A 22,305-nucleotide genomic window follows, 5' to 3' on the forward strand; every position below is an offset into this window, starting at 1 on the left:
ACACACAGCGCTCCTACAATGCTTTCACGAACAACGACAAGAGACTCTCGCTATGCCCTTCGAGGATTTCACGCCCTTCCGGGTCGCCGCGGGCGACGTCGACATTTACGGGGTCAAGGGCGGGGCAGGGCCGCCTCTCTTGCTGTTGCATGGCCATCCGCAGACGCACCTGATCTGGCATCGGTGCGCCGCGCAACTCGCACAGCATTTCACCGTGATCGCCACCGACCTGCGTGGCTACGGCGCCTCGGCGAAACCGGCCAGCGACGCCACTCACGCGGCATATTCCAAACGGGCGATGGCGGCGGATCAGGTCGCGGTGATGCGTCACTTCGGCCATGAACGCTTTCTGGTCTGCGCCCATGATCGCGGCGCACGGGTCGCACACCGGATGGCGCTCGATCATCCGGAAGCGGTCGAACGTCTGATGCTGCTCGATATTGCGCCGACGCTCGCCATGTACGAAGCCACCGACCGCACCTTTGCCACGCTGTATTTCCACTGGTTCTTCCTGATCCAGCCGGAGCCGCTGCCGGAGACGCTGATCGGCGCCAATCCGGACGTCTACGTCGAACGTGTGATGGGCAGCCGCCACGCCGGATTGACGCCGTTCGCCCCCGAGGCGCTCGACGCCTATCGCAGCTCGCTGCGGCAGCCAGGTGCGGTGCATGCGATGTGCGAGGACTACCGCGCGTCGGCGACCATCGACCTCGACCATGATCGCGCTGACATCGAACGTGGCCACAAGATTGGCTGCCCGCTGCGCGTGCTGTGGGGCGAGGAGGGTGTGATCGAGAAGTGTTTCGAGCCGCTCGCGGAATGGCGCCGGGTGGCGCGCGATGTCAGCGGGCGGGCGTTGCCGTGCGGGCATTACATCCCCGAGGAAGCGCCAGCGGAACTGGTCCCGGAGATGCTCTCCTTTTTCGAGGCCGTCGAGCAGTAGCCGGGTCGCGCTCAGCCTAGCGGCGGCAGCCTGCGCGCGACCGGCGTCGACTTGATGATGGCGGTGCTGGTTTCCGCGCGCTCCGTCACCTTCGACAGGATTTCGTCGAGCTGCTCGATCGAATGCAGGTACAGACGGCAGACAAAACAGTCGTCGCCGGTCACCTTGTCGCACTCCACGAACTCCGGAATACGGCGGATCACGTCTTCGACCAGATGTAACTGTCCGGGCAACGGCTTCACCCGCACGATTGCCTGCAGCGTGTAGCCGAGCGCGCGCGGATCGATCTGCACGGTGAAGCGCTCGATTACACCTTGAGTCTCGAGCCGCCGCAGACGTTCGGCGGTACTGGGTGCGGACAAGCCGACCCGCCGCGCCAGTTCGCTGACCGGCTGGCGGGCATCTTCCGCGAGCGCCGCCAGCAGCGCCCGATCGGTATCGTCGAGCGTAGCGGGGGGATTGGTTGTAAGGCGATTTGCCATGATTGCCTTCGATTCTTAGGTCCGCGCAATTGAATGCCTAAGTTTAGCCATATATTCAATCATCCGGATTAAATACACTGACTCTCAGGTGATCAATCCTGGGAGAGCGAAGATGGCTGCCGATGAAATGCGCGGGAGCGCCACCGGCCGCGGGGCGGCGGAGATGACCGTGGCGATGCTGATGTCAGGGACAATCGGCTGGCTGGTCGTGTCGTCGCAACAGAGCGCGTTCAACGTGGTGTTTTTTCGTTGCGTGTTCGGTGGCGCCACTTTGGCCCTCGTCTGCGCCGCGTTAGGGCTGTTCCGCCGCAATCTTTTCTCCTGGCGCATGCTGGGTCTCGCAGCGCTCGGCGGTGTAGCGATCGTCATCAACTGGGTGCTGCTGTTTGCCGCGTATTCGCGCGCGTCGATTTCGATGGCCACCGCTGTCTACAACACGCAGCCATTCATGCTGGTCGCGCTCGGTGCGGTCGTGTTCCGCGAACGCATCACTGCCTCGACGATTGCATGGCTGCTGGTGGCGTTCGGTGGCCTCGTGCTGGTCGTGCGGGTTGAGCCCGCCGTGCTCGCGATGCCGGGCCGGTACCTTGAAGGAATTGCCTATGCGGTTGGTGCGGCGGCCATGTACGCGGTGTCGTCGATCATCACCAAACATCTGAAAGGCACGCCACCGCATCTGATCGCGCTGATTCAGGTGGGGCTTGGCGTGCTGATGCTCGCTCCGTTCGTACGCTTCGATGCGCTGCCTACCACGGGCGCACATTGGCTTGAACTCATGACGCTCGGCATCGTGAACACCGGCATCATGTATGTGCTGCTCTACGGGGCGATCCAGAAGTTGCCGACTGCGATGACCGGCGCACTCTCGTTCATCTATCCGGTTGTCGCGATCATTGTCGATCGCGTTGCATTCGGCCAGAAGCTCGCATGGGTGCAGGTGTTCGGCGCCGTGCTGATTCTGCTAGCCGCTGCGGGCGTCAACCTCGGCTGGCGCCTCGTACCGCAGCGCCGTTATTCACCGACCTGAGTCGCCGTGCCCCCGTGCCGTGGGATGATAGTGTCAACCTTTTGTAGGGAAATCACCGATGCGGCCAAAAAACCCGCGCAGGTATCATTTGCACAGACGATGATCACGTCGACCGAATTCTGCCGCTCGCCATTTATGGCGAGCGGCTTTCTTTTTTTGCGCGGCGGCTTTTGACGTTTGTTGAGCGGCGATGCCTACGTTCCCCTTAACGCTTTCTTCGGAGCTGATCACGCGCTACTTGTGACGGTGCCGCGTGCGACAACGCGCTCACCGTCCACCGCCAACGGACCTCCCTGCACTGCCAGTTCTTCGATCAGTCCACGCAAAAGAGCCGGCCATTCGCCGCGCGGTCTGAGCATGGCGGCAGCGGCGCGCATCGTGCTGGCGCTGTCGAGCATGCGTGCGAGCGCATCGAAGGTCATGGTCCGCACTTCGAGCAGTTTGAACACGATCAGCACCTTCAATGCATTCTTCGCGTTGCGCGCCGGATCGGCACGCAACCATGCGACCCGCGAAAACGCCCGCTCCAGCGCCTGCGCAACGTTCGTGAACGGCGCGCCGTGACCCGGAATCACCATGCGGACGTCTAACGTGGCGATAGTTTCCAGCACGGCCTGTTCTTCCGCAAAGCCGCTTTCGCCATCGAGTTCCGGAAAGATCACGCCGAAACCGTTTTCCCATAGCGCGTCTGCACTGATCAGCAGGCGTTCTTCCGCGCAATAGAGCATCAGCGAGTGTGGATCGTGTCCGGGTGCGCCGAGCACCTCCCAGTCGAGCGCGCCGAGCCTGAGGCGCATGCCGGGCGCGATTGTTTCGGTGAAGGTGAAGCGCTCGCAGGTCTGGCCCGTGCCGCGAAACGTCAGGTGAGCTTCATCCCAGTTGCGCACCGCCTCCGTCTCAGCAGCGGGGATGGCTGTGCGGCATGACCATGCTGCCTGCAGTAACGCGTTGCCGCCGCAGTGGTCGGAGTGCAGATGGGTGTTGACGATCAGATCGAGCGGTCGTTCGCCGAGTGCCGCCTGCACCAGGGCCAGCGTTTGAGTCGCATGAGTCGCGTAACCCGTATCGACGAAGGCGGCGCAGGCATCGTCAACCAGCAGCACGTTGTTCGACGACAACCAGCCGCGCTCGAACACCTGGATCGACGCCGGCAGATTCATGATGGGTTGGACTCCTGAGCGGACTCTGCGGAATCACCCTGCGTGGGTTTCGCCATCACGAGAATCGTCGAGGTGCCGAGCAGCACCGTCTCGCCGCGCTGGTTCACAACCGAGCCGTCGAGTTGCGTCAGGTCGCCGTTCAGGCTCGGCTTCCACCAGGCGTCACGGACGCGCCACGTCATCGTCAACGTGTCCTGCGCATGGACCGCTTTCTTCAGCTTGATATCGAACTCGAGGCCTAGTGGCTGCGCGTACTGCGAAAAATGCGTCGCCAGCATCGCCATGAAATGCGCGGAAGGCTGTGTGCCGGAAGCGATCAGGCCTCCGAAGCGGCTTTGCTCAGCGTAAGCGTCGTCGTGATGCAGCGGGTTCAGATCGTTGACGAGCGTCGCGAACGATTTGACCGAGTCTGGTGACAACGTCAGCGTGCAGCTACAACTCTCCCCGATCGTCACGATGCGCGGCGCCGCATTCATTTCGCAGCCTGCCGGTTTTGCGCCATCCACTGCGCGTGGCGATGGTCGAGCGCGTCCCATACCGCGCTTTTGGTGACATCGTCATAGGTGGACCAGCACGCGATTTCATCGATGGTGCGCAGACATCCTTCGCACCAGCCACTCACTTCGTCCATCCGGCACACGTTGATGCACGGCGACGGCACGGGTGCGACCGCGTCCTGTTGGTCCACGGTGCCCGCCGTCGTCATTCGGCTTCTCGTAGCGCCACGTCGGCGACCGGCGCGCCGGTCAGAGCGACCAGCTCTTGCGGCGAGAGATTGAAGACCGCATGCGGGTGGCCGGCTGCGGCCCAAAGAGTGTCGAGCGTAAGCAGGTCTGCATCGATCAGCGTAACCGGCGGCGTGGCGTGGCCGATCGGGCAGACGCCGCCAATCGCATAGCCGGTCTTTTCGCGCACGAACTTCGCATCGGCGCGTCCAATCTCGCCGACCTGTGCCGCGACCTTTTTCTCATCGACGCGGTTCGCGCCGCTTGCCACCACCAGCACCGGTGCGTCGTCTTCGCGGCGGCGAAACAGGATCGATTTGGCGATCTGCGCGACCTCGCAACCGAGTCCTGCAGCGGCTTCGGCTGAAGTCTTGCCGGTTTCCGGCAGCATCACGATCTGTCCGGTGTGGCCGCGCTCACGCAGCAGCAATGCGACACGGCGTGCCGAATCCGGCAGCGCGTTGAGATCGTCGGCGTGGGGAGGAACGTTGTCGGTCATGAAGCGCTTTCCAGTGGATGAGAGGTCAAACGCAGGAACCTTGTTCGCTGCGTGTTTTGGCGAGCAAGGCTTTGCCAGCGCGCGAGTTGTTCGGCTTGCCGATCGAGGTCGAGATGAAATCGCCGATCGCGACGACCTGAGCGAGATCAATACCGGTCTCGATACCCAGGCCCTGCAGTAAATACAGCACGTCTTCGGTGGCAACGTTACCGGTGGCGCCCTTCGCATACGGGCAACCGCCAAGCCCCGCTACCGATGCGTGAAAAATCTCGATCCCTTCGAGCAGCGCGGCGTAGATGTTGGCGAGTGCCTGGCCGTAGGTGTCGTGGAAATGCCCCGACAGTTGCTCGCGTGGAAACACTTCGGTGACCGCAGCAAAGACTTCGCGCGTGCGTCTGGGCGTGCCCACGCCGATCGTGTCGGCGATATCGATCTCGTCGCAACCGAGCGCCGCAAACCGCTCCACCACGTCGATCACCGACGACACCGGTACCTCGCCCTGATACGGACAGCCAAGCGCGCACGATACGCTGCCGCGAATCCGCACACCATGCTCCCTGGCGGCCTGAGCAACGGGTTCGAAGCGCGCGATGCTCTCGGCGATGCTGCAGTTGATGTTCCGCTGCGAAAACGCCTCGCTGGCTGCACCGAAGATCACGATTTCGTCGGCGCGTGCCGCGAGAGCGCCTTCGAAGCCGCGCAGATTCGGCGTCAGCACCGAATAGATCGTGCCGGGACGGCGTTCGATGCCGGCCATGACGTCAGCGCCATCGGCCATCTGCGGCACCCACTTGGGCGACACGAACGAGGCCGACTCGACGTTGCGAAAACCCGCCGCAGACAGGCGGTTGACCAGTTCGATCTTGACCGCGGTGGGAACGAAGTCCTTTTCGTTCTGCAGTCCGTCGCGTGGGCCGACTTCGACGACTTTGACGGCTTGTGGCATGGCCATGATGGGTCTCCTGCCGCACGAGGCGGCGTTGTATCGGGAATTCAGTAGCCGCGATCGATGTCGACGACCCCGCTCACCGGCTCGCCGCGCATCAGCGCGATCATCTTATGCGCGACCTGGGCGACGCTCTCTGCGCGCAAGGTCTGCGCCGAGCTATGCGGGGTGATCGTGATGCGAGGTTCCTGCCAGAACAGATGATCGACGGGCAGCGGTTCCTCGCGGAACACGTCCAGCGTAGCGCCAGCAATCTGACCGTCGGCTAGCGCGTCGAGCAGATCCTGTTCAACCAGATGCGCACCGCGCGCGACGTTGATCAGATAGGCGCCATGCGCGAGCTTCGAGAAGGTGCGCCGGTTCAGCATGTCATGCGTCTCGGGAGTGTGCGGCAGCAGATTCACCAGCACCTTGACGTCACTGAGGAACGCCTCGAACTGCGCCTCGCCAGCAAAAGTCTGCACGCCTTCGATTTGCCGCGCGCTGCGACTATAGCCACGCACAGGCATGCCAAACGGGACCAGCGCGCGGGCCACGTGGGTACCGAGCACACCCAGGCCGAGCACGCCGACGGTGAAGGTGTCGCGCGGATGGGGATCGAGCACTTTCCAGCGGCGTTCCGCTTGCAGCGTTTCATATTCGTCGAAGCGGCGCAGGTAGCGCAGCACGGCATGCGTCACGTACTCGGCCATTTGCGGGGCCATGCCGCCGTCTTCGAGACGAACGAGTTGCGCGGACCGCGGCAGGGTGCCGGGATGCGCGCGCTCGAGTGCGAGAATCGCATCGACACCCGCGCCGAGATTGAAGATGGCGCGCAGCCCCTTGCGGTCTGCCAGCATCTCGCGCGGCGGCCGCCAGACGACGGCGAAGTCAGCCGGCGCGGTGTCGCCCGGTTGCCATTCACGCAGTTCGGCCTCGGGCAGCGCACGGGTGAAATCGTGTAGCCAGGACGCGGCTTCAGGCTGAGGCGTGTAGAAAAGTATCTTCATGCGATCGGTGCGTGCATCACTTGGCGAACAGGCGGCTGATGTCCTTGAAGGCCTTGAATTCGAGCGCGTTGCCGCAAGGGTCGAGGAAGAACATGGTGGCCTGTTCACCGACTTCGCCTTTGAAACGGATATGCGGCTCGATGATGAACGCGGTGCCGGCTGCCTTGAGCCTGTCTGCGAGTGCGTGCCAGTCGTCCGTGCTTAGCACGACGCCGAAATGGCGCACGGGAACGTCATCGCCATCTACAGCATTGACGCCGGCACGGCCGGTTTCATTGGGCGCGAGATGCGCGACAAGTTGGTGGCCAAAAAAATCGAAATCGACCCATTCCGGCGAACTGCGTCCTTCCGGACAGCCGAGCAGGTCGCCGTAGAAGGCGCGTGCGTTTTCCAGGCTGGTGACCGGAAACGCCAGATGGAACGGCTGCAGCGCTCGTGGCTGGACAGATGACGCTTGCGACATGGGGCCTCCTACGTTTTTGGATAGGCTTCATTCTACTTTTTCGAGGCCAATCGCGTGCGGATTGGGCCTAGGCGTCCGGATGAGCGCCCCCATGCGTCCCCGGCGCGTGTCCCGGATTGGACGCCCAATAAGCAAATGAGAAAAAGTTGGTTCGTGTCCGCAGGGCCCCGCTCCACAATAGGTTTCCGGATTCCGGCAGCGAGGAGAATCATGCTTTCATGCAGCAAATCGACGTGGCCGCCACGGCTCGTGACTGTACCGGGCCTGCACGGCAGCGAGGGCGCGCATTGGCAGACCTGGCTCGAACGGCAGTTCGCCCGCTCGCTGCGCGTTGAACAGGCGGATTGGGACGCACCGGATCTGGCGGGCTGGGCGCGCTCGGTGCGCGAACTGCTCGCGCGCGAACGCGGGCCGTTCGTGCTGGCGGCGCACAGTTTCGGTTGCCTTGCGGCGGCGCATGCGTTGCAGCAGGCGTCGTATGTGGGCGACGTGGCGGGCGTGCTGTTTGTCGCGCCGGCCAGCCCAGAAAAATTCACCTTCGCTGGACACTTCGAGGCGCGCCGGCTCGGGGTGCCGTCGATCCTGATCGGCAGCGAGACCGATCCATGGATGCCGCTGGCCGGTTCACGCGAGCTGGCGCAGCGGTTTGGCAGCGCGTTTGTGAATCTTGGGGATGCCGGGCATATCAACACGGCGGCAGGCTTTGGGCCGTGGCCGCGGGCGAAGTATTTCGTCGATACGCTCGTGCATTGCGCCGCGCCGCTGAGGTTTCGCGAGGAGCCAGTGGAGGCGGTGAGGCACGCGCTGGTTTGACGCTCAATTCGCAGCGGAAGAATGCCCGTCGCAACCATGTTCGCAGCCGCTCTTGTCCAACGGCATCTGTTGCGCAGCCTCCGCCCGAATCCCAAGACGCTCAAGCAGCTTGCGATCCGCCTCAGCCTGCGGATTGCTGGTAGTCAACAATTGATCGCCGTAGAAAATCGAATTCGCACCTGCCAGGAAGCACATCGCCTGCAATGCCTCATTCATCTGCTCGCGTCCGGCCGACAAACGCACCATCGCGCGCGGCATCGTGATACGCGCAACGGCGATCGTGCGCACGAATTCGAACGGATCAAGCGCTTCAGTGCCGGTGAGCGGTGTGCCCTCGACCTGCACCAGATTGTTGATCGGCACCGATTCCGGATACGGGTCCATGTTGGCCAGTTGCGTGATCAGGCCCGCACGTTCGCGGCGCGATTCGCCTAGACCCACAATGCCGCCGCAACACACGTTGATACCTGCATCGCGGACGCGTTCCAACGTGTCGAGACGGTCCTGATAGGTACGCGTCGAGATGATCTGGCCGTAAAACTCCGGCGAAGTATCGAGGTTATGGTTGTAGTAATCGAGACCCGCGTCGCGTAGCCCTTGCGCCTGGTGCGTCTCGAGCATGCCGAGCGTCACGCAGGTTTCGAGGCCCATCGCTTTCACGCCGCGGATCATGTCCTTGATCGGCTCGAGGTGACGGTCCTTCGGATTACGCCAGGCCGCGCCCATGCAGAAGCGCGTCGCGCCGTTGTCTTTGGCAACGCGTGCAGCGGCGAGCACCTCGTCGACCGGCATCAGCTTGTCTGCCTTAAGTCCCGTGTCGTGATGCACCGACTGCGGGCAGTATGCGCAGTCTTCCTCGCAGCCGCCGGTCTTGATGGACAGTAGCGTCGATAGCTGTACGGTGTTCGCATCGAAATGCTCACGGTGCACCTGCTGCGCACGGAACATCAGATCGTTGAACGGCAGTTCGTACAACGCAATGATGTCGGCGACGCGATAGCGTGCGGCCGGCGCCGCTGCGGTGGCGGCGTTGGCAACGGTCGAGTCTGTTTGCGGGCGGTCGAGGTGAAGCTGGGTCATATCGTCAATCCTCATGGATGGAGATGAAGTGGGTTCAGAGCCGCGCTGCACGCAGCGTCTGCAATAGCATGGAGGTGTTGATGGCATCAGCTGCCGCATCGGCCGAAATCGGCTTCAGATGCGGGACGATGCCAAGCAACGGTGTGTCGTACTGGCGATCGAGCCGGCTACGGATCGCGGCAATGTTTTCGTCCGCGAAGCCCATCTCCGGATCGACGCGGTTTGCGACCCAGCCCGCCAGATGCAAGCCGCGCGCGGCGATCGCTTCAGCGGTGAGCAACGCGTGGCTGATACAGCCGAGCCGCATGCCGACCACAAGCACGACCGGCAGGTTCAGCGCACAGGCGAGATCCGCTGTGTCCTGCGTATCGGTAAGCGGCACGCGGAACCCGCCGACGCCTTCCACGACCACCACGTCTGCAAGCTGCAGTGCCTGCGCGTGACAATCGACGATGCGGCCGATATCGAGCGTGACGTTTTCCTGAGCGGCGACGATATGCGGTGCGGCCGGCGCTTTCAGAAGATACGGTGTACGAAGGTCTGGGGGAAGAAGCACGCTGGATGCAGCGTCGAGCTGATCAGCGTCTTCGTTGTGCCACACGCCGTCCATCTCGAAGGCACCTGCGGCGATCGGCTTCATCGCAGCAGCGCGCAATCCTTCGCGCGCGAAGCCGCGCAGCAGTGCCGCCGAGACCAAAGTCTTGCCGATTTCCGTATCGGTGCCGGTGACGAACACGGAGCGCGCCGCACTCATGCCGCACCTCTACCAAGCCGCTGCAAGCCTGCTTCAAGGCGATCGAGATCCGCCTGCGAGTGAGCGGCCGACAACGAGACGCGCAGCCGCGACGTGCCGGCCGGCACGGTGGGCGGACGGATCGCTGGCACCCAAAGACCGTCACGCTCGAGCGTGGCGGCGATTTCAAGCGTTGCATCGTTCGCACCGATGATGAGCGGTTGAACGGCAGTGTGTGAATCGACCGGCAACCACGGCGTGGCTTTAAGCATCGCACGGGTGCGTTCGATCAGTTTCTGCAGATGCGCGCGCCGCGCATCGCCTTCATCGCCACTGATGATGCGCAGGCTCGCCGACACAGCATGCGCAGCAGCCGGCACCGAAGCGGTGGTAAAAATATACGGACGTGCCCGCTGCACCAGCCATTCGATGACGGTCTCATGGGCCACGACGAAAGCGCCCGACACACCGGCTGCTTTGCCGAGCGTGCCGATGGAAATCAGGTTGGGCGAGCGCAGCGCTTCATGAGCGATGGCGCCGCGCCCTTGCGGTCCGAGCACGCCGAAGCCATGTGCATCGTCGAGGACGAGCCACGCGCCGTGCTGCTCAGCGAGTTCGAGCAAACGCGCTAGAGGGGCGACGTCGCCGTCCATGCTGAACACCGTATCGGAGACGATCAGCTTTACGGTCGCGTCCGATGCTTCCAGCATGGCACTCAAGGCTTCGGTGTCGGCGTGCGGATAGACCTGCACGTCGGCGCGCGAAAGCCGCGCGCCATCAATCAACGAGGCGTGATTGAGAGCATCGGAGAAAAGCGTGGTGCCACGTCCCGCGAGCGCGGTAAGCGTGGCGAGATTCGCCATATAGCCAGTGCTGAAGTACAGCGCGCGCGGCGCATCGACAAAGCCTCCGACGAAACCCGCCAGATCGTCCTCGAGTTTGGCGTGTGCACGCGAATGGCCGCCGAGCAGATGCGAGCCACCGCTGCCCGAACCATAGCGCCGCGCGCCTTCAGCAATCGCAGCCACCAGCAGAGGATGCGCGGCGAGGCCGAGATAGTCATTGCTGGCAAAGCCGATCATCTCGCGGCCGTCGACGGTCATGTGTGCGGCACACGGCGTATCGGCGATGCGGCGACGGCGCCGCAGGCCCTGCGCGTCGAGGTCCTGCAGGCCTTGCTGGAGCATGTCGAGCAACGGCATCATACGGCCTCCGCGAGCGTGGCGTCGAAGGTCTCAAGGGTTCTCGCGGCGAGCAACGCGAGTTCGTCGTCGCTAAGGATGTACGGAGGCATCAGATATACGGTGGTCGAAATCGGCCGCAACAGCAGTTCGCGCTGCAAGGCGTTCTGAAAGAAGCGGCGTGAGAATGTTTTGGCGTGTTGTGCATTGGTGATCACTGCATCGAACGCGAAGATCGTGCCGCACTGACGCAGATTGCGTACGTGCGGATGTTCAGCAAGCGGTGCGAGCGCCGCTCGCAGCGTGGCGGATTTCTTTGCGTTGACCGCGAGCACGTCATCGCTGGCGAACAGATCCAGGGTGGCGAGCGCGGCGCGACAGGCGAGAGGATTACCCGTGTACGAATGCGAATGCAGGAAGCCGCGGGCCGTATCGTCGTCGTAGAAAGCCTGGAAGATTTCATCGCGCGACAGCACGATAGACAGCGGCAGATAGCCGCCGCTGATACCTTTCGACAGACAGAGGAAATCCGGCCAGATGCCGGCCTGTTCGCAGGCGAAGAAGGTGCCGGTGCGACCGCAGCCGACGGCGATTTCATCGGCGATCAGATGCACGCCGTATTGATCGCAGAGCGCCCGCAGACCGGCGATATACGACGGATCGTGCATGGCCATGCCGGCGGCGCACTGCACGAGCGGCTCGATGATCAGCGCGGCGATCTTCGTGCTGCGTGACTCGAACAGGGCGCGCACGCTCTCGAGCGCACGACGCGCGACGTCGGCTGCGCTTTCGCCGGGTTGCGCTTGCCGCGCGTCAGGCGATGCGACGACATGAGCATGACGGATCAGCGGATCGTAGGCATCCTTGAACAAGGCGACATCGGTGACGGCGAGAGCGCCGATGGTCTCGCCGTGATAACTGTTAGCAATGCAGACGAATTCCTGCTTGTCGGCGAAGCCGCGATTGCGCCAGGAGTGGAAGCTCATCTTCAGGGCAATTTCGACGGCCGAGGCGCCATCGGATGCGAAGAATGCGTGCCCGAGGGTATTTTGCGTGAAGGTAGCGAGGCGCTCGGCGAGTTCAATGGCGGGCTCGTGGGTGCAGCCGGCGAGCATGGCGTGTTCGAGCGTATCGAGCTGGTCTTTGAGCGCAGCGTTGATACGGGGGTTAGCGTGACCAAACAGGTTGACCCACCAGGAGCTGATGGCATCGAGATAGCGATGACCGTCGCGGTCATAGAGCCAGGGGCCGGCGCCGCGGGCGATGGGGATGAGCGGCAGGCGCTCGTGGTGTTTCATCTGGGTGCAGGGATGCCAGACGGCGCGCAGGCTGCGGGCGACCCAGTCGGTGGCGTGGTCGGCGCCTTCGGTGCCTTGGATGCCTTCAGTTGCTCGTGTGTTCAAAACTGCTCCGGTACTGTGCGGCGAGGGTGCTCGTTCTCGCTACGCGGTGTGGCTTTTTGCGCTGCGCGCGGCCGGTTTTGGGGGCCGGACGCTTGTGGTTTGGTGCGGTTTGTTTGTTGCCTTGCGGCGGTCGGGGGTGAGATTAGCGCGTTCTTTATGTTCATGCACTACCCTCTGCGCGGGGCTTTTTTGATCCTACGCGTGCAGTTCGGGGACGTTGTTGGCAGGTTTTATCTGATCTTCACAGATGAGGGTTTTTGCACGTAGATGACGGCGGCAAAGTCATGGGGGGTGGGTGCGAAAAATGTGGTTCGTCGGGATGGGTTTTTGCCTGCGGCGGGCTTTTTTGGGGGTATGGGTCGGGTTTTGCCTGCGGCGCCTCGGTTTTTGGGTTTTACTGGGGGTGTTGGCCTTTCCTTGCTGTCTTATCGGTCTATTAGCTTCGCCCCTGTGCGGGGCGGCACTTACTTTCTTTGCCGCCGCAAAGAAAGTAAGCAAAGAAAGCGGGCTTCCAACCGCCAGCCTGTAGGTGTCCACCACTGACATGAAGTCGTAGTGGTCCGCGCACGAAATCGTCCCTCGCACACTTCCCCCTGGTGACAAAGGACTCATCCATCCCGATTCCGCACCTCGTGCGTCACCGGTAGGGTTCACCAAGGTGTGCTGCTTGTGTTGGTGGTTTTCTATTAGTTTGTTATGCGAAGTATTGCTGAGAAAAATTTCAGCAGCCAATACTCAGCACCGCCTAATACTTACGCGAGGCATTCGAGCACGTATGACGGCGAGGTGTTCCCGCCACGTTTTGCAGAAGGGGTTATGCCCGTCGGCGGGCGCGTAGCGCAACGCTGGAGCAGATGAGTGCTTTGTCACTAAGGGGTGCGGTGCGAGGGCACGTTGCGTGCGCGGACCACTCTGGGATAGTTTAGGCGGTGGACACCTACAGGCTAGCGGTTAGAAGCCCGCTTTCTTTGCTTACTTTCTTTGCGGCGGCAAAGAAAGTAAGTGCCGCCCCGCACAGGGGCATCACTAATAGACCACTAAGAATGCAAGGAAAGGCCAAAGCAGCAAGACCAAGGACAAGCGCCGCGCAGGCAAACAAACCCCGCCCTCATTCCCGACTAGCCAAGGCCCTCTTATCCTCTCCCTTAACCCCACCGGAGGATGAGCCTTGGGCACTAGCTGTCTGCGAAGACCCCCCGTCACTCCAGACAACAGAATCATTCACAGCATAAAGCCGACAAGGCGCCGAACTCTGCTTCTGGCAATTAGCCACAGCAACCGACATCGGATCATCCCCACCCTCAGCCCAGGACCACGCTCCCGAGTCAGAAACAGCAAAAGCCCGGCTAGGATATTGATGCAAGAAATTCCGATACCCATTGCGCCCAGCTTCGTCGACAAACGGCACAGCGGTCACCGCATCCAGAGCCGCATACCCGCTAGCCTTAGGCGGCTCCGGATCCGCTACCCGATACTGCACGCCAGTGGGCATCCCCACCCGCGCCAGGAAGGCCTCGACTGCAGGCCACCAGACCCGCACACCATCGCGGTCGCCAACCAGCCGGTGCGCGTCGTTCTTGTATGCGCCAAAGTCCACCATCTTCGCTTCCGCGCCATGTGCCGAATACGCGGCGTACATGCTCGCGACCAGCGGCGACGACCAGATCGAATCGTTATCGCCATACAGCCACAGCGAAGGCACGTGAGTCTTCTCACCGTACGCGCTAAACGCGTGAGTCAGATTGTCCTGCCAGCCGGTACACGCGTCCTGCCGCAAACCGCCCGAGAAATTGATCAACGCCCGCACGCCCGGCGCGGCCTCGGTGCCGTAGGCGATCGTCGCGAGGCCGCCGTGCGACGTGCCCGCTACCACGATGTGCTGTGCGTCGACATACGGCTGCTTTGACATGTACCCGATCGTGGCGGCTACATCGCCTGCCTGGCCCAAACCGTTACGCTCGACGTCGCAGCCGTCCTGTTCGTACGTGCCGCCCGATTGCGCGAAGCCCTGCCGGTTAGGCGCCACCACCACGTAACCGCGGCGCACGAATTCGCGGGCGAACGGCAGCGGATCGCTACGCGATTGCTGGCGCGGGTCGCCCGGCATCTTGCCGTGGTTGAAGACGATCATCGGGAAGGGGCCCGCGCCGTCCGGCTTGTAGATCGTCGTTTCGAGCGTGATCGTGCCGGCGGCGTCCACGGGCACACGGATGATCTGCTGATTCAGGCTGACGGGGGGCAGGTAGGTATCGTCGTCGAGTGCGATGCGTGGGACTTCGGCGCGTGTGAGCGGCCCGGCAGCCTGCGAATCGGCCAGTGGATCGGCGTGTGCAAACGACACGGCACATCCCGCCCATGTACACAGCATTGCACCGACCGTCAGAAACTCTCTGCAACCCATTCGCAGTACCTGCCTTGAAGTACGTCCTTAAAACCAACATCGCCTGCGACTCTTTTCGTTTCGCTGTCGTTTGCCTTTCGGCAAGATTTGCGGCAACAAAAAGACACTCGCGTGTGTAGCGCGCCTGACGCACGCACGCGGTTCGAGATCGCACGGGATAACCCACCAGCCTGGCCGACGCGACCCCACGCGCCGATGATGAGCAACACACGATGCCACGTGAAACAACGCTCGACGCACGGAGGATCAAGGCGCCAGCGCAGTTTCCGGACATCTGTGCGGGGACGGTTTGGACCGCACCCTCGCACCATGTCGCTGCAAAACCTTCAGAGCGATCCTGGCACGACAAATTGTGTTTGTGCAATTCAGGAGAACCCGCGAGAAAAAATTCGTAGTGCTCGATACGTCGCGGGTGTGTCGAATCCCAACGCGCACAGCGCCGTTCGGGACGACCGGGCGAAATGACCGATGTGGTGGGCTTCCAACAAATTCGCGCTGCCGTTTTAAGGGGCGTATGTGAGGGCGAAATTAATGCGCGCGGGCTACGCGCGAGCGGGCCGCTTTAACGCGCTGAAATATTACGGACCCTTACTGCGCGGTGTCTGACGTGGTGGTGCTAGGTATCGCTGAGGTCGCCGTCGACATAGCGCCAGCGGCCATCGTCGCCGCGCAAGAAGCGGCTCAGTTCGTGCAAACGGTGAGCCCGTCCGCCGACCTTGTAACGTGCGACGAATTCGACTTCGGCGTGGTTGTCGTCTTGCGAAGCGAAGCGTTTGATCTGCAGACCTAGCCAGCGCGGCGCGTCGGAGGCGTCGGGATTTGCGTCGAGTTCAGCAGGGCAGGTATGCGGCGCCCACGTGGCGCGCAGATAGTCGTTCGCACCGAGCACGTATGCACTGTAGCGCGAGCGCATCAGTTCGAGCGCGTTGGGGGCGGCCTCGCCGCCGTCGATGAAGCGGCCACAGCAAAGCGCGAAGCGCGGCGGTCTGGCGCCGCTGCGCTGATCGGGCGCTGCGCCGCCGCAGGGGCAATCGGTGGGTCGTTGCGTCGTCAAGGATTTCACCAGTCGAGCGAGGTACCGTCGTATTGGAAGAATCGGCCGTTAAACGACTCGTGTGACGCCGCGGCCTGAGCGAGGACCTGGCGCATGCCGCTCACGCTGCGCTCGGGATCGATCGCCGCCTGTGCACCGCCCATATCGGTGCGTACCCAGCCTGGATGCAACGCGACGCATGCCGCGCGCCGCGTCTGCAATGAGGCGATCTTCAGCGCGTCGTTGAGCGCCGCCTTGCTCACGCGATACAGCCAGCCCGTGGTGCCACTCGCCTCGGTGATGCTGCCCATCTTGCTCGACAGCACCGCGAGGACGCCGTTGGCGTCCTCGACGAGCGGCAGCAGGATCGGAATCAGTTGCATGGGGCCGCGCACATTGGTCACCATCACTTCGTCGAAGTCCTCGGCGGTGACGGTCTCCACGCCGTCCGTACGCGGACCGTAGACGCCCGACACCAGCAATGCCGCATCGAGCCGCTCGCCATCGAGCTTCCAGCCAAGCGCAGCGATCTCGGTGGGCACGGTGATGTCGAGTGAGAACGTCTCCGCGCCGAGCGCTTCAAGTGCCTCGAGCGATGCCTCGTCGCGTGCGGTGGCAAGCACGCGCCAACCAGCCTTTTTGTACTGGTGCGCGAATTCGCGGCCGATGCCGCGTGACGCACCGACGATCAATACTGTTTTCATACGATTACCTCGAGGTACAAAACGGATCTAAAGCGGGTTCAGGGCGGACCGTATGCTGGACTGGGTGCATGCGCCGTGCCCGCTTTGGGGACGAGAAGGACACAGCGCACCCGCAACGCCTTACACCAGTTCAATCCCCATCGCGGTTGCCTCACCCCCGCCGATGCACAGCGTCGCGACACCGCGCTTCAGGCCGCGGTGCTTCAACGCACCGATCAGGGTGACCAGGATCCGCGCACCCGACGCGCCGATCGGATGGCCCAGCGCGCAGGCGCCGCCGTTCACGTTGACCTTCTCGTGCGGCAGACGGTGTTCTTTCATCGCGGCCATCGTCACAACGGCGAACGCTTCGTTCACCTCGTACAGGTCCACTTCGTTCGCACTCCAACCGTTCTTCTCGAACAGTTTGCGGATCGCGCCCACCGGCGCGGTGGTGAACTTCGCCGGTTCCTGAGCGAAGGTCGAATGACCGACCACACGCGCGAGCGGCGTGACACCCAGCCGCTTCGCTGTCGATTCACGCATCATCACCAACGCTGCAGCGCCATCCGAGATAGAAGACGAGTTCGCGGCCGTCACCGTTCCGGTCTTGCTGAACGCAGGCTTGAGCGTCGCGATTTTCTCGAGGTTCGCCTTGAACGGCTGCTCGTCGCGTTCGATCGTCACGTCGCCCTTGCGGCTCTCCACCTTCACGGGCGCGATTTCCCATGCAAACGAACCGTCTTCGTTGGCTCGCTTCGCGCGCTTGAGCGACTCCACGGCGAAGGCATCTTGCGCCTCACGCGTGAAGTCGAATGACGTCGCGCATTCCTCGGCGAAGGTGCCCATCAGGCGGCCCTTTTCGTAGGCGTCTTCGAGACCGTCGTAGAACATATGGTCGATCACCTGGCCGTGGCCCATGCGCATGCCGCCACGCGCCTTCGGCAGCAGGTAAGGCGCGTTGGTCATGCTTTCCATGCCGCCCGCGACGATCACATCCACCGAGCCCGCGGCCAGCATGTCGTGCGCGAACATGGCCGCGCGCATGCCGGAGCCGCACATCTTGTTCACCGTCGTGCTGCCGGTGGAGAGCGGTAAACCCGCGCCGAGCGCTGCCTGACGAGCGGGCGCCTGGCCGAGACCGGCAGGCAGCACGCAGCCCATCACCACTTCGTCGACCTGTCCCGGCTCCAGACCTGCGCGCTTGACGGCCGCTTCGATCGCGATCGCGCCAAGTTGCGGCGCGGTCAGCGTCGCGAAGTCGCCCTGGAACGCCGCCATCGGCGTACGGGCGACGGAAACGATCACAATCGGATCGGCCTGGTTGTCACGCTTTGTCTCACTCATGTTTTAGCTCCTTGATCACACCTTCGACGACGGCCGGCACCTCGCCGAGCCTGGCCGCGTCGGACGCGACCACGTCGTTGTCTGCCCGATGCGCGCCGCTCGCCGATACAGCCGCGACGCACTTCGAATACGTTTCATCGAGCTCATCCGGCGCGCCGATCATCATGCCGAGATTGCGCACCTTGCCGTCGTGCACGCCATAGGCCCAGCCGTGCACGGTGAGTTCCTGGCCGCGCGCCCAGGCGTCGTTGACGATGGTCGTGCGGCATACATTGACGACCTGTTCGATCGTGTTCAGCTCCACGAGACGCCGGTGACGCGCTTCGCCCATTGGCCATTCTTCGAGCAGCGTCGCGTGTTTGGTGCGCACATCCTGCACGTGATGCAGCCAGTTGTCAGCCAGACCGACACGCCGGCCGTGCAGTGCGGCGCCCACGCCCGAGCAGCCGTAGTGGCCCACCACCATGATGTGCTTGACCTTCAGCAGATCGACCGCGAACTGGATCACGGAGAGGCAGTTCAGATCGGTGTGCACGACGACGTTCGCAATGTTTCTATGGACGAACACTTCGCCCGGCGGCAGGCCGATGATCTGGTTGGCCGGCACGCGTGAATCCGAGCAGCCGATCCACAGGTATTCAGGCGTCTGCTGGTGGGCAAGGCGCGAGAAATACTCGGGGTCCTCGGCGAGTTGGCGGGCTACCCACTTGTCGTTGTTGTCGAACAGGTGAGAGAGCGGGTTGGGCAGAGAAGAAGCGTTTGCGTTCATGGTGAGTCGAGTCGGTTGTTGGACCGATGGACCGGTCGGTGTCGTTGCAGGAGGGGCGGGCGTAGAACGGGGTCCATGTTCGTTCACGCCGCGCGAGCGGCAGATTCGCGCGTTGCCGTTGTGTCGTTTGTGTTGTTTGCGTCGCTTGAGCCGCTTGAGTCGTTTGCACCGGCAGCGTTCTGCACGCCGGTTCCGGGAGCGAAACGCTCCGGATAGCGGATGCAGAAGCGCACACTGCTGTCGTAGGGAAAGAAGTCGGGCAGTTCGCCTTTCAGTAAGTGATCCTTATGTCGTTGCCACAGCGCCGGATCGAAGAAGTCTGCGTGATGCTGCATGAAAGCGCGGCGCACGCGTGGGTCGCCGAGCAGGAAGGTACCGTAGGTTTCGGGAAAAATGTCATGCGAGCCAACCGCGTACCACGGCTCGCCGGACATCTCGTCTTCCTCGTTGCGCGGCGGCGGCACCGCGCGCACATTGCAATCGGTCAGGTATTCGATCTCGTCGTAGTCGTAGAACACGACGCGGCCATGACGTGTCACGCCGAAGTTCTTGTACAGCATGTCGCCGGGGAAGATGTTCGCCTGCATCAGCTCCTTCACCGCGTCACCGTATTCGCGGATGCCGTGATCGACGTCCTCGTCGCTGCCATTTTGCAGATAGAGGTTCAACGGCATCATGCGGCGCTCGATGTACAGATGGCGGATCACGAGGTTGTCGCCCTCGTATTCGAGCATCGACGGCACTTCCTTTTCGAGTTCGTGCAACAGCGCTTCGTCGAGGCGCGAGACAGGCAGCGCCACGCTCGAATACTCCAGCGTATCGGCCATACGTCCTAAACGGTCGTGTCGTTTGACGAGCTGATATTTGCCCTGAATCTGTTCGCGCGAAGTTTCCTTGGGCGGCGGGAAATTGTCCTTGATCAGCTTGAACACATAGGGAAACGAGGGCAGCGTGAACACCAGCATCACCATCCCTTTGATGCCGGGCGCGATGATGAACTGATCGCTCGAATGCGACAGGTGATGCAGCAGGTCGCGATAGAACAGATTCTTGCCCTGCTTCTGCAAGCCGAGCGAGGTATAGATTTCCGCCTTGGGCTTGCCCGGCATGACGGTGCCGAGAAACTCCACGTACGCGGACGGCACTTCCATATCCACCAGAAAATATGAGTGCGAGAAGCTGAAGATGATCAGCAACTGGTCGCGCTTGAGCAGCACGGTGTCGAGCGCGAGCAGACCGGGCTTTACGTGACGCAGCGGCACGGCGAATGGGAGCAGCGCGTCACCGTTGATGATGCGCCCCACGATATACGCCGACTTGTTGCGATAGAACAGCGACGACAGCACATGAATCTGGAAATTGGCGGCTTCGTCGAAGGTGCCGAACGCGCCGTGAATGGACTGCATCACGCAGCCGACATCGCGCTGCAGATCCTCAAATGGGGGTTCCAGCTGGAAGTTGGTGACGACGCGCTCGAGCGTTGCAGCGAGACCGTCCTTACCAGGGTAATACGCGCGATAGGTCGGTTTGGCCGCGGGTTCGTCGTTCTCGATGTATTCGGTCGAGATGGCGGGCCGCACAAAAATAAAGTCATTGTTGAAATACGAGCGATGCAGAATCTTGCAGCACACCGAATTGAAAAACGTTTCTGCGCACTCGGGCTGATGATGCGTGGTCAAGAGGCCGATGTAGTGCAGCTTGATCTGCTGCCACACCTCGTCGTCGATATTTTCGGCATCGTATTCGTCTTCGAGCAGTTTGACGCATTCCGCGACCCGTTCGTCATACGAAGTAATCCGTTCCCGCGCAAGGCGTTGCAGGCCATGCCAGTCACCGGCTTCGAACAGGGCCTTCGCGTGAATTGCGGCCTCGCGGAAGACGCGGTAGTGGCGATCGAACCCTTCGAGCATCGTCTGCGCAAGATCGAAGCCAATCTGTGACGACAGCAGTTTGGGAAAGTGATTCATGTCGAGCGGGCGTCCGACACCAACCCTTGCGGCTCGCGTTCGCCGCTTTCAAGCAGCGCGCGCGCCTGGGCTTCGTATTGCGCGAGGTCTTCGAGCGTCGCGTTCAGGTCTTCGAGCTGGCGCTCCAGCACTTCGCGATGCCGTGTCACCGTGGCGAGAAACGCGTGCAATTGCGGAGCCGTGTCGGTCGGCGATTCGTACAGATCGAGCAGATCGCGGATTTCCGACAACGTAAAGCCGAGCCGCTTGCCCCGCAACGTGAGTTTCAGACGAGTCCGGTCGCGGCCCGAGTAGACGCGCCGCAGTCCGCTCGACCCTTCACGGCTTGGTGAGAGTAAACCCTGGTCTTCGTAGAAGCGGATCGCTCGCGGGGTGACGTCGAATTCACGCGCGAGCTCGGTGATGGTGTATTGCGTGTTCATGGGACGCCCCGTGGCCGGGCAGAAAAACCGATTGGACGATAGAATCGACGTTTACGTTATCGTCAACTTGAGTAAAGCGCAACCAGGGCGCGCGGCGACGAAGTGGCGGCTATTGCCGCGACTCCGACCGCATGACCGATGGAAAAAGACCCCCACAATGAATGCTCTCGAACACCAGCTCGACTACCCGTTCAACGACACCTTGCCGGACGCCGGCCACGCATTCGAAGTGACGCCTGGCGTGTTCTGGCTGCGCATGCCGCTGCCGTTTGCGCTGGACCACATCAACCTGTGGGTGCTGCGCGATGAGATCGATGGTCAGAAGGGTTGGACGGTGATCGATTGCGGCATCACCTCGGACACGATCAAGGCAAACTGGGAGCAGGTGTTCGACACGGTGCTCGAAGGCCTGCCGGTGCTGCGTGTGATCGTCACGCATTGCCATCCGGATCACATCGGTCTTGCACACTGGATCTGTAAGGGCGGCGACAAGCAGCGCTGGGACGTGCGTCTGTGGATGACGCTTGGCGAATACATGCAGGCGCGCGTGATGGCGTCAGGCGACGGCTCGAACGCGGGTGGCGCCGGCGCAGCGCGCCACTTCGCACTGCATGGGCTCACCGACGAGGCCTCACTCGACAAACTGCGCAATCGCACGAGCTACTACTCGAACCTCGTTCCGGCGATACCGGGCCAGTATCGGCGCGTGCGTGAAGGACAGGGCATCGATATTGGCGGCAAGACGTGGCGCGTCGTGACCGGCTTTGGTCACTCGCCGGAACACTGCGCGCTGCATAACGAAGCGGACGGCGTGCTGATTTCGGGTGACATGGTATTGCCGCGTATCTCTACCAACGTTTCGGTGTTCGACATGGAGCCGGAAGGTACGCCGCTGGCGCTATATCTGGAATCGCTCGGCCGCTACGAGACGATGGCTGAGGATACGCTCGTACTGCCGTCGCACGGCAAGCCGTTTCGCGGCGTGCGAACCCGTATCAGGCAACTGCGCGAACATCACGATGCCCGGCTCGCCGAAGTGCGCGAAGCCTGTGCGCGGAAGCCGCAAAGTGCCGCGGATATCGTGCCGTTGATGTTCAAGCGGCAGCTCGATATCCATCAGATGACGTTCGCCATGGGCGAGGCGCTCGCGCATTTGCATCTGCTGTGGCTTGCGGGCGAGTTGAAGCGCACGCACGACGCGGACGGCGTGATCCGGTTCTCGCCGCTCTAGACTCTTTG

At 62.4% G+C, this 22,305-nt stretch carries 23 protein-coding genes; 4 read left to right on the forward strand and 19 right to left on the reverse strand.

The window, feature by feature from the left end:
* Positions 1-52 precede the first annotated feature (52 nt).
* A complete protein-coding gene (locus P3T20_RS08440) occupies positions 53-943 on the forward strand; it encodes an alpha/beta fold hydrolase (protein ID WP_074263171.1) in 891 nt (296 codons plus the stop codon).
* A gap of 11 nt (positions 944-954) precedes the next feature.
* Here the strand turns inward: P3T20_RS08440 and P3T20_RS08445 are convergent, their stop codons facing one another.
* Positions 955-1,425: an Lrp/AsnC family transcriptional regulator gene (locus P3T20_RS08445; protein ID WP_074263172.1), complete on the reverse strand. Its 471-nt coding sequence runs from the start codon at positions 1,423-1,425 to the stop codon at positions 955-957.
* 112 nt (positions 1,426-1,537) lie between these two features.
* On the opposite strand from P3T20_RS08445, the gene P3T20_RS08450 reads away from it, so the two are divergent.
* Positions 1,538-2,452, forward strand: a complete 915-nt coding sequence (locus P3T20_RS08450) for a DMT family transporter (RefSeq protein ID WP_074263173.1) — start codon at positions 1,538-1,540, stop codon at positions 2,450-2,452.
* 227 nt (positions 2,453-2,679) lie between these two features.
* Here P3T20_RS08450 and P3T20_RS08455 read toward each other — a convergent pair whose 3' ends face one another.
* From P3T20_RS08455 to P3T20_RS08485, 7 genes are read right to left on the reverse strand one after another with little or no spacing between them, the layout of a single operon-like run.
* Complete coding sequence (locus tag P3T20_RS08455; RefSeq protein ID WP_074263174.1) at positions 2,680-3,615, reverse strand: MBL fold metallo-hydrolase; 936 nt, start codon at positions 3,613-3,615, stop codon at positions 2,680-2,682.
* On the reverse strand, positions 3,609-4,088 hold the full coding sequence (locus P3T20_RS08460; RefSeq protein ID WP_074263175.1) for a MaoC family dehydratase: 480 nt from the start codon (positions 4,086-4,088) through the stop codon (positions 3,609-3,611). The genes P3T20_RS08455 and P3T20_RS08460 overlap by 7 nt, the downstream gene beginning before the upstream one ends.
* Positions 4,085-4,318, reverse strand: a complete 234-nt coding sequence (locus tag P3T20_RS08465; RefSeq protein WP_074263176.1) for a DUF1289 domain-containing protein — start codon at positions 4,316-4,318, stop codon at positions 4,085-4,087. The genes P3T20_RS08460 and P3T20_RS08465 overlap by 4 nt, the downstream gene beginning before the upstream one ends.
* Positions 4,315-4,836, reverse strand: a complete 522-nt coding sequence (locus P3T20_RS08470) for a YbaK/EbsC family protein (RefSeq protein WP_074263177.1) — start codon at positions 4,834-4,836, stop codon at positions 4,315-4,317. Before P3T20_RS08470 ends, P3T20_RS08465 begins: the two co-directional genes overlap by 4 nt.
* 25 nt (positions 4,837-4,861) lie before the next feature.
* The gene (locus P3T20_RS08475) at positions 4,862-5,788 is read right to left on the reverse strand and encodes a hydroxymethylglutaryl-CoA lyase (RefSeq protein ID WP_074263178.1); all 927 of its coding nucleotides are present in this window, start codon (positions 5,786-5,788) and stop codon (positions 4,862-4,864) included.
* A 41-nt stretch (positions 5,789-5,829) separates the two neighbouring features.
* The gene (locus P3T20_RS08480; RefSeq protein WP_074263179.1) at positions 5,830-6,771 is read right to left on the reverse strand and encodes a 2-hydroxyacid dehydrogenase; all 942 of its coding nucleotides are present in this window, start codon (positions 6,769-6,771) and stop codon (positions 5,830-5,832) included.
* 16 nt (positions 6,772-6,787) lie between these two features.
* Positions 6,788-7,234 (reverse strand): VOC family protein, encoded by a 447-nt coding sequence (locus P3T20_RS08485; protein ID WP_074263180.1) that lies wholly within the window; start codon positions 7,232-7,234, stop codon positions 6,788-6,790.
* Between the two features lie 210 nt (positions 7,235-7,444).
* On the opposite strand from P3T20_RS08485, the gene P3T20_RS08490 reads away from it, so the two are divergent.
* Positions 7,445-8,047 (forward strand): RBBP9/YdeN family alpha/beta hydrolase, encoded by a 603-nt coding sequence (locus P3T20_RS08490; RefSeq protein WP_074263181.1) that lies wholly within the window; start codon positions 7,445-7,447, stop codon positions 8,045-8,047.
* Positions 8,048-8,050: 3 nt separating this feature from the next.
* Here P3T20_RS08490 and bioB read toward each other — a convergent pair whose 3' ends face one another.
* The 11 genes from bioB to P3T20_RS08545 form a co-directional block, all read right to left on the reverse strand.
* Positions 8,051-9,127, reverse strand: coding sequence for a biotin synthase BioB (gene bioB / locus P3T20_RS08495; RefSeq protein ID WP_074263182.1), 1,077 nt, complete (start codon positions 9,125-9,127; stop codon positions 8,051-8,053).
* A 34-nt stretch (positions 9,128-9,161) separates the two neighbouring features.
* Entirely contained in the window at positions 9,162-9,881 is a 720-nt protein-coding gene (bioD, locus tag P3T20_RS08500; protein ID WP_074263183.1) for a dethiobiotin synthase, read from the reverse strand.
* Positions 9,878-11,062 carry an 8-amino-7-oxononanoate synthase gene (bioF, locus tag P3T20_RS08505; RefSeq protein ID WP_074265915.1) on the reverse strand — a complete coding sequence of 395 codons (1,185 nt, stop codon included), beginning with the start codon at positions 11,060-11,062 and terminating at the stop codon, positions 9,878-9,880. The genes bioD and bioF overlap by 4 nt, the downstream gene beginning before the upstream one ends.
* The gene (gene bioA, locus P3T20_RS08510) at positions 11,062-12,444 is read right to left on the reverse strand and encodes an adenosylmethionine--8-amino-7-oxononanoate transaminase (protein ID WP_429286699.1); all 1,383 of its coding nucleotides are present in this window, start codon (positions 12,442-12,444) and stop codon (positions 11,062-11,064) included. Before bioA ends, bioF begins: the two co-directional genes overlap by 1 nt.
* 1,108 nt (positions 12,445-13,552) lie before the next feature.
* A complete protein-coding gene (locus tag P3T20_RS08515; RefSeq protein ID WP_074263184.1) occupies positions 13,553-14,845 on the reverse strand; it encodes a dienelactone hydrolase family protein in 1,293 nt (430 codons plus the stop codon).
* 616 nt (positions 14,846-15,461) lie between these two features.
* Positions 15,462-15,899 (reverse strand): YchJ family protein, encoded by a 438-nt coding sequence (locus P3T20_RS08520; protein ID WP_174567501.1) that lies wholly within the window; start codon positions 15,897-15,899, stop codon positions 15,462-15,464.
* Positions 15,900-15,904: 5 nt separating this feature from the next.
* Positions 15,905-16,582 carry an SDR family oxidoreductase gene (locus P3T20_RS08525; RefSeq protein ID WP_074263186.1) on the reverse strand — a complete coding sequence of 226 codons (678 nt, stop codon included), beginning with the start codon at positions 16,580-16,582 and terminating at the stop codon, positions 15,905-15,907.
* A gap of 120 nt (positions 16,583-16,702) precedes the next feature.
* Entirely contained in the window at positions 16,703-17,908 is a 1,206-nt protein-coding gene (locus P3T20_RS08530; protein ID WP_074263187.1) for an acetyl-CoA C-acetyltransferase, read from the reverse strand.
* The gene (gene can / locus P3T20_RS08535) at positions 17,901-18,677 is read right to left on the reverse strand and encodes a carbonate dehydratase (protein ID WP_074263188.1); all 777 of its coding nucleotides are present in this window, start codon (positions 18,675-18,677) and stop codon (positions 17,901-17,903) included. The genes P3T20_RS08530 and can overlap by 8 nt, the downstream gene beginning before the upstream one ends.
* 83 nt (positions 18,678-18,760) lie before the next feature.
* Positions 18,761-20,644 (reverse strand): bifunctional isocitrate dehydrogenase kinase/phosphatase, encoded by a 1,884-nt coding sequence (gene aceK, locus P3T20_RS08540; protein WP_429286700.1) that lies wholly within the window; start codon positions 20,642-20,644, stop codon positions 18,761-18,763.
* Positions 20,641-21,066 (reverse strand): MerR family transcriptional regulator, encoded by a 426-nt coding sequence (locus tag P3T20_RS08545; RefSeq protein ID WP_074263189.1) that lies wholly within the window; start codon positions 21,064-21,066, stop codon positions 20,641-20,643. The genes aceK and P3T20_RS08545 overlap by 4 nt, the downstream gene beginning before the upstream one ends.
* Positions 21,067-21,223: 157 nt before the next feature.
* On the opposite strand from P3T20_RS08545, the gene P3T20_RS08550 reads away from it, so the two are divergent.
* Positions 21,224-22,297, forward strand: a complete 1,074-nt coding sequence (locus tag P3T20_RS08550; RefSeq protein WP_429286701.1) for an MBL fold metallo-hydrolase — start codon at positions 21,224-21,226, stop codon at positions 22,295-22,297.
* Positions 22,298-22,305 lie beyond the last annotated feature (8 nt).

This window comes from Paraburkholderia sp. GAS206C (assembly GCF_050435645.1).
GTDB lineage: Bacteria > Pseudomonadota > Gammaproteobacteria > Burkholderiales > Burkholderiaceae > Paraburkholderia > Paraburkholderia phenazinium_B.

Bases quoted from the DNA above. Each gene is read 5' to 3' on its own strand.
- bioD (WP_074263183.1), bottom strand. From the start codon at position 9,881: ATGAGTGCGGCGCGCTCCGTGTTCGTCACCGGCACCGATACGGAAATC.
- P3T20_RS08470 (WP_074263177.1), bottom strand. From the start codon at position 4,836: ATGACCGACAACGTTCCTCCCCACGCCGACGATCTCAACGCGCTGCCG.
- aceK (WP_429286700.1), bottom strand. From the start codon at position 20,644: ATGAATCACTTTCCCAAACTGCTGTCGTCACAGATTGGCTTCGATCTT.
- bioB (WP_074263182.1), bottom strand. From the start codon at position 9,127: ATGACCCAGCTTCACCTCGACCGCCCGCAAACAGACTCGACCGTTGCC.
- P3T20_RS08475 (WP_074263178.1), bottom strand. From the start codon at position 5,788: ATGGCCATGCCACAAGCCGTCAAAGTCGTCGAAGTCGGCCCACGCGAC.
- P3T20_RS08450 (WP_074263173.1), top strand. From the start codon at position 1,538: ATGGCTGCCGATGAAATGCGCGGGAGCGCCACCGGCCGCGGGGCGGCG.
- P3T20_RS08485 (WP_074263180.1), bottom strand. From the start codon at position 7,234: ATGTCGCAAGCGTCATCTGTCCAGCCACGAGCGCTGCAGCCGTTCCAT.
- P3T20_RS08550 (WP_429286701.1), top strand. From the start codon at position 21,224: ATGAATGCTCTCGAACACCAGCTCGACTACCCGTTCAACGACACCTTG.
- P3T20_RS08515 (WP_074263184.1), bottom strand. From the start codon at position 14,845: ATGGGTTGCAGAGAGTTTCTGACGGTCGGTGCAATGCTGTGTACATGG.
- P3T20_RS08445 (WP_074263172.1), bottom strand. From the start codon at position 1,425: ATGGCAAATCGCCTTACAACCAATCCCCCCGCTACGCTCGACGATACC.
- P3T20_RS08465 (WP_074263176.1), bottom strand. From the start codon at position 4,318: ATGACGACGGCGGGCACCGTGGACCAACAGGACGCGGTCGCACCCGTG.
- P3T20_RS08490 (WP_074263181.1), top strand. From the start codon at position 7,445: ATGCTTTCATGCAGCAAATCGACGTGGCCGCCACGGCTCGTGACTGTA.
- P3T20_RS08530 (WP_074263187.1), bottom strand. From the start codon at position 17,908: ATGAGTGAGACAAAGCGTGACAACCAGGCCGATCCGATTGTGATCGTT.
- can (WP_074263188.1), bottom strand. From the start codon at position 18,677: ATGAACGCAAACGCTTCTTCTCTGCCCAACCCGCTCTCTCACCTGTTC.
- bioF (WP_074265915.1), bottom strand. From the start codon at position 11,062: ATGCCGTTGCTCGACATGCTCCAGCAAGGCCTGCAGGACCTCGACGCG.
- P3T20_RS08525 (WP_074263186.1), bottom strand. From the start codon at position 16,582: ATGAAAACAGTATTGATCGTCGGTGCGTCACGCGGCATCGGCCGCGAA.
- P3T20_RS08440 (WP_074263171.1), top strand. From the start codon at position 53: ATGCCCTTCGAGGATTTCACGCCCTTCCGGGTCGCCGCGGGCGACGTC.
- P3T20_RS08460 (WP_074263175.1), bottom strand. From the start codon at position 4,088: ATGAATGCGGCGCCGCGCATCGTGACGATCGGGGAGAGTTGTAGCTGC.
- P3T20_RS08545 (WP_074263189.1), bottom strand. From the start codon at position 21,066: ATGAACACGCAATACACCATCACCGAGCTCGCGCGTGAATTCGACGTC.
- P3T20_RS08480 (WP_074263179.1), bottom strand. From the start codon at position 6,771: ATGAAGATACTTTTCTACACGCCTCAGCCTGAAGCCGCGTCCTGGCTA.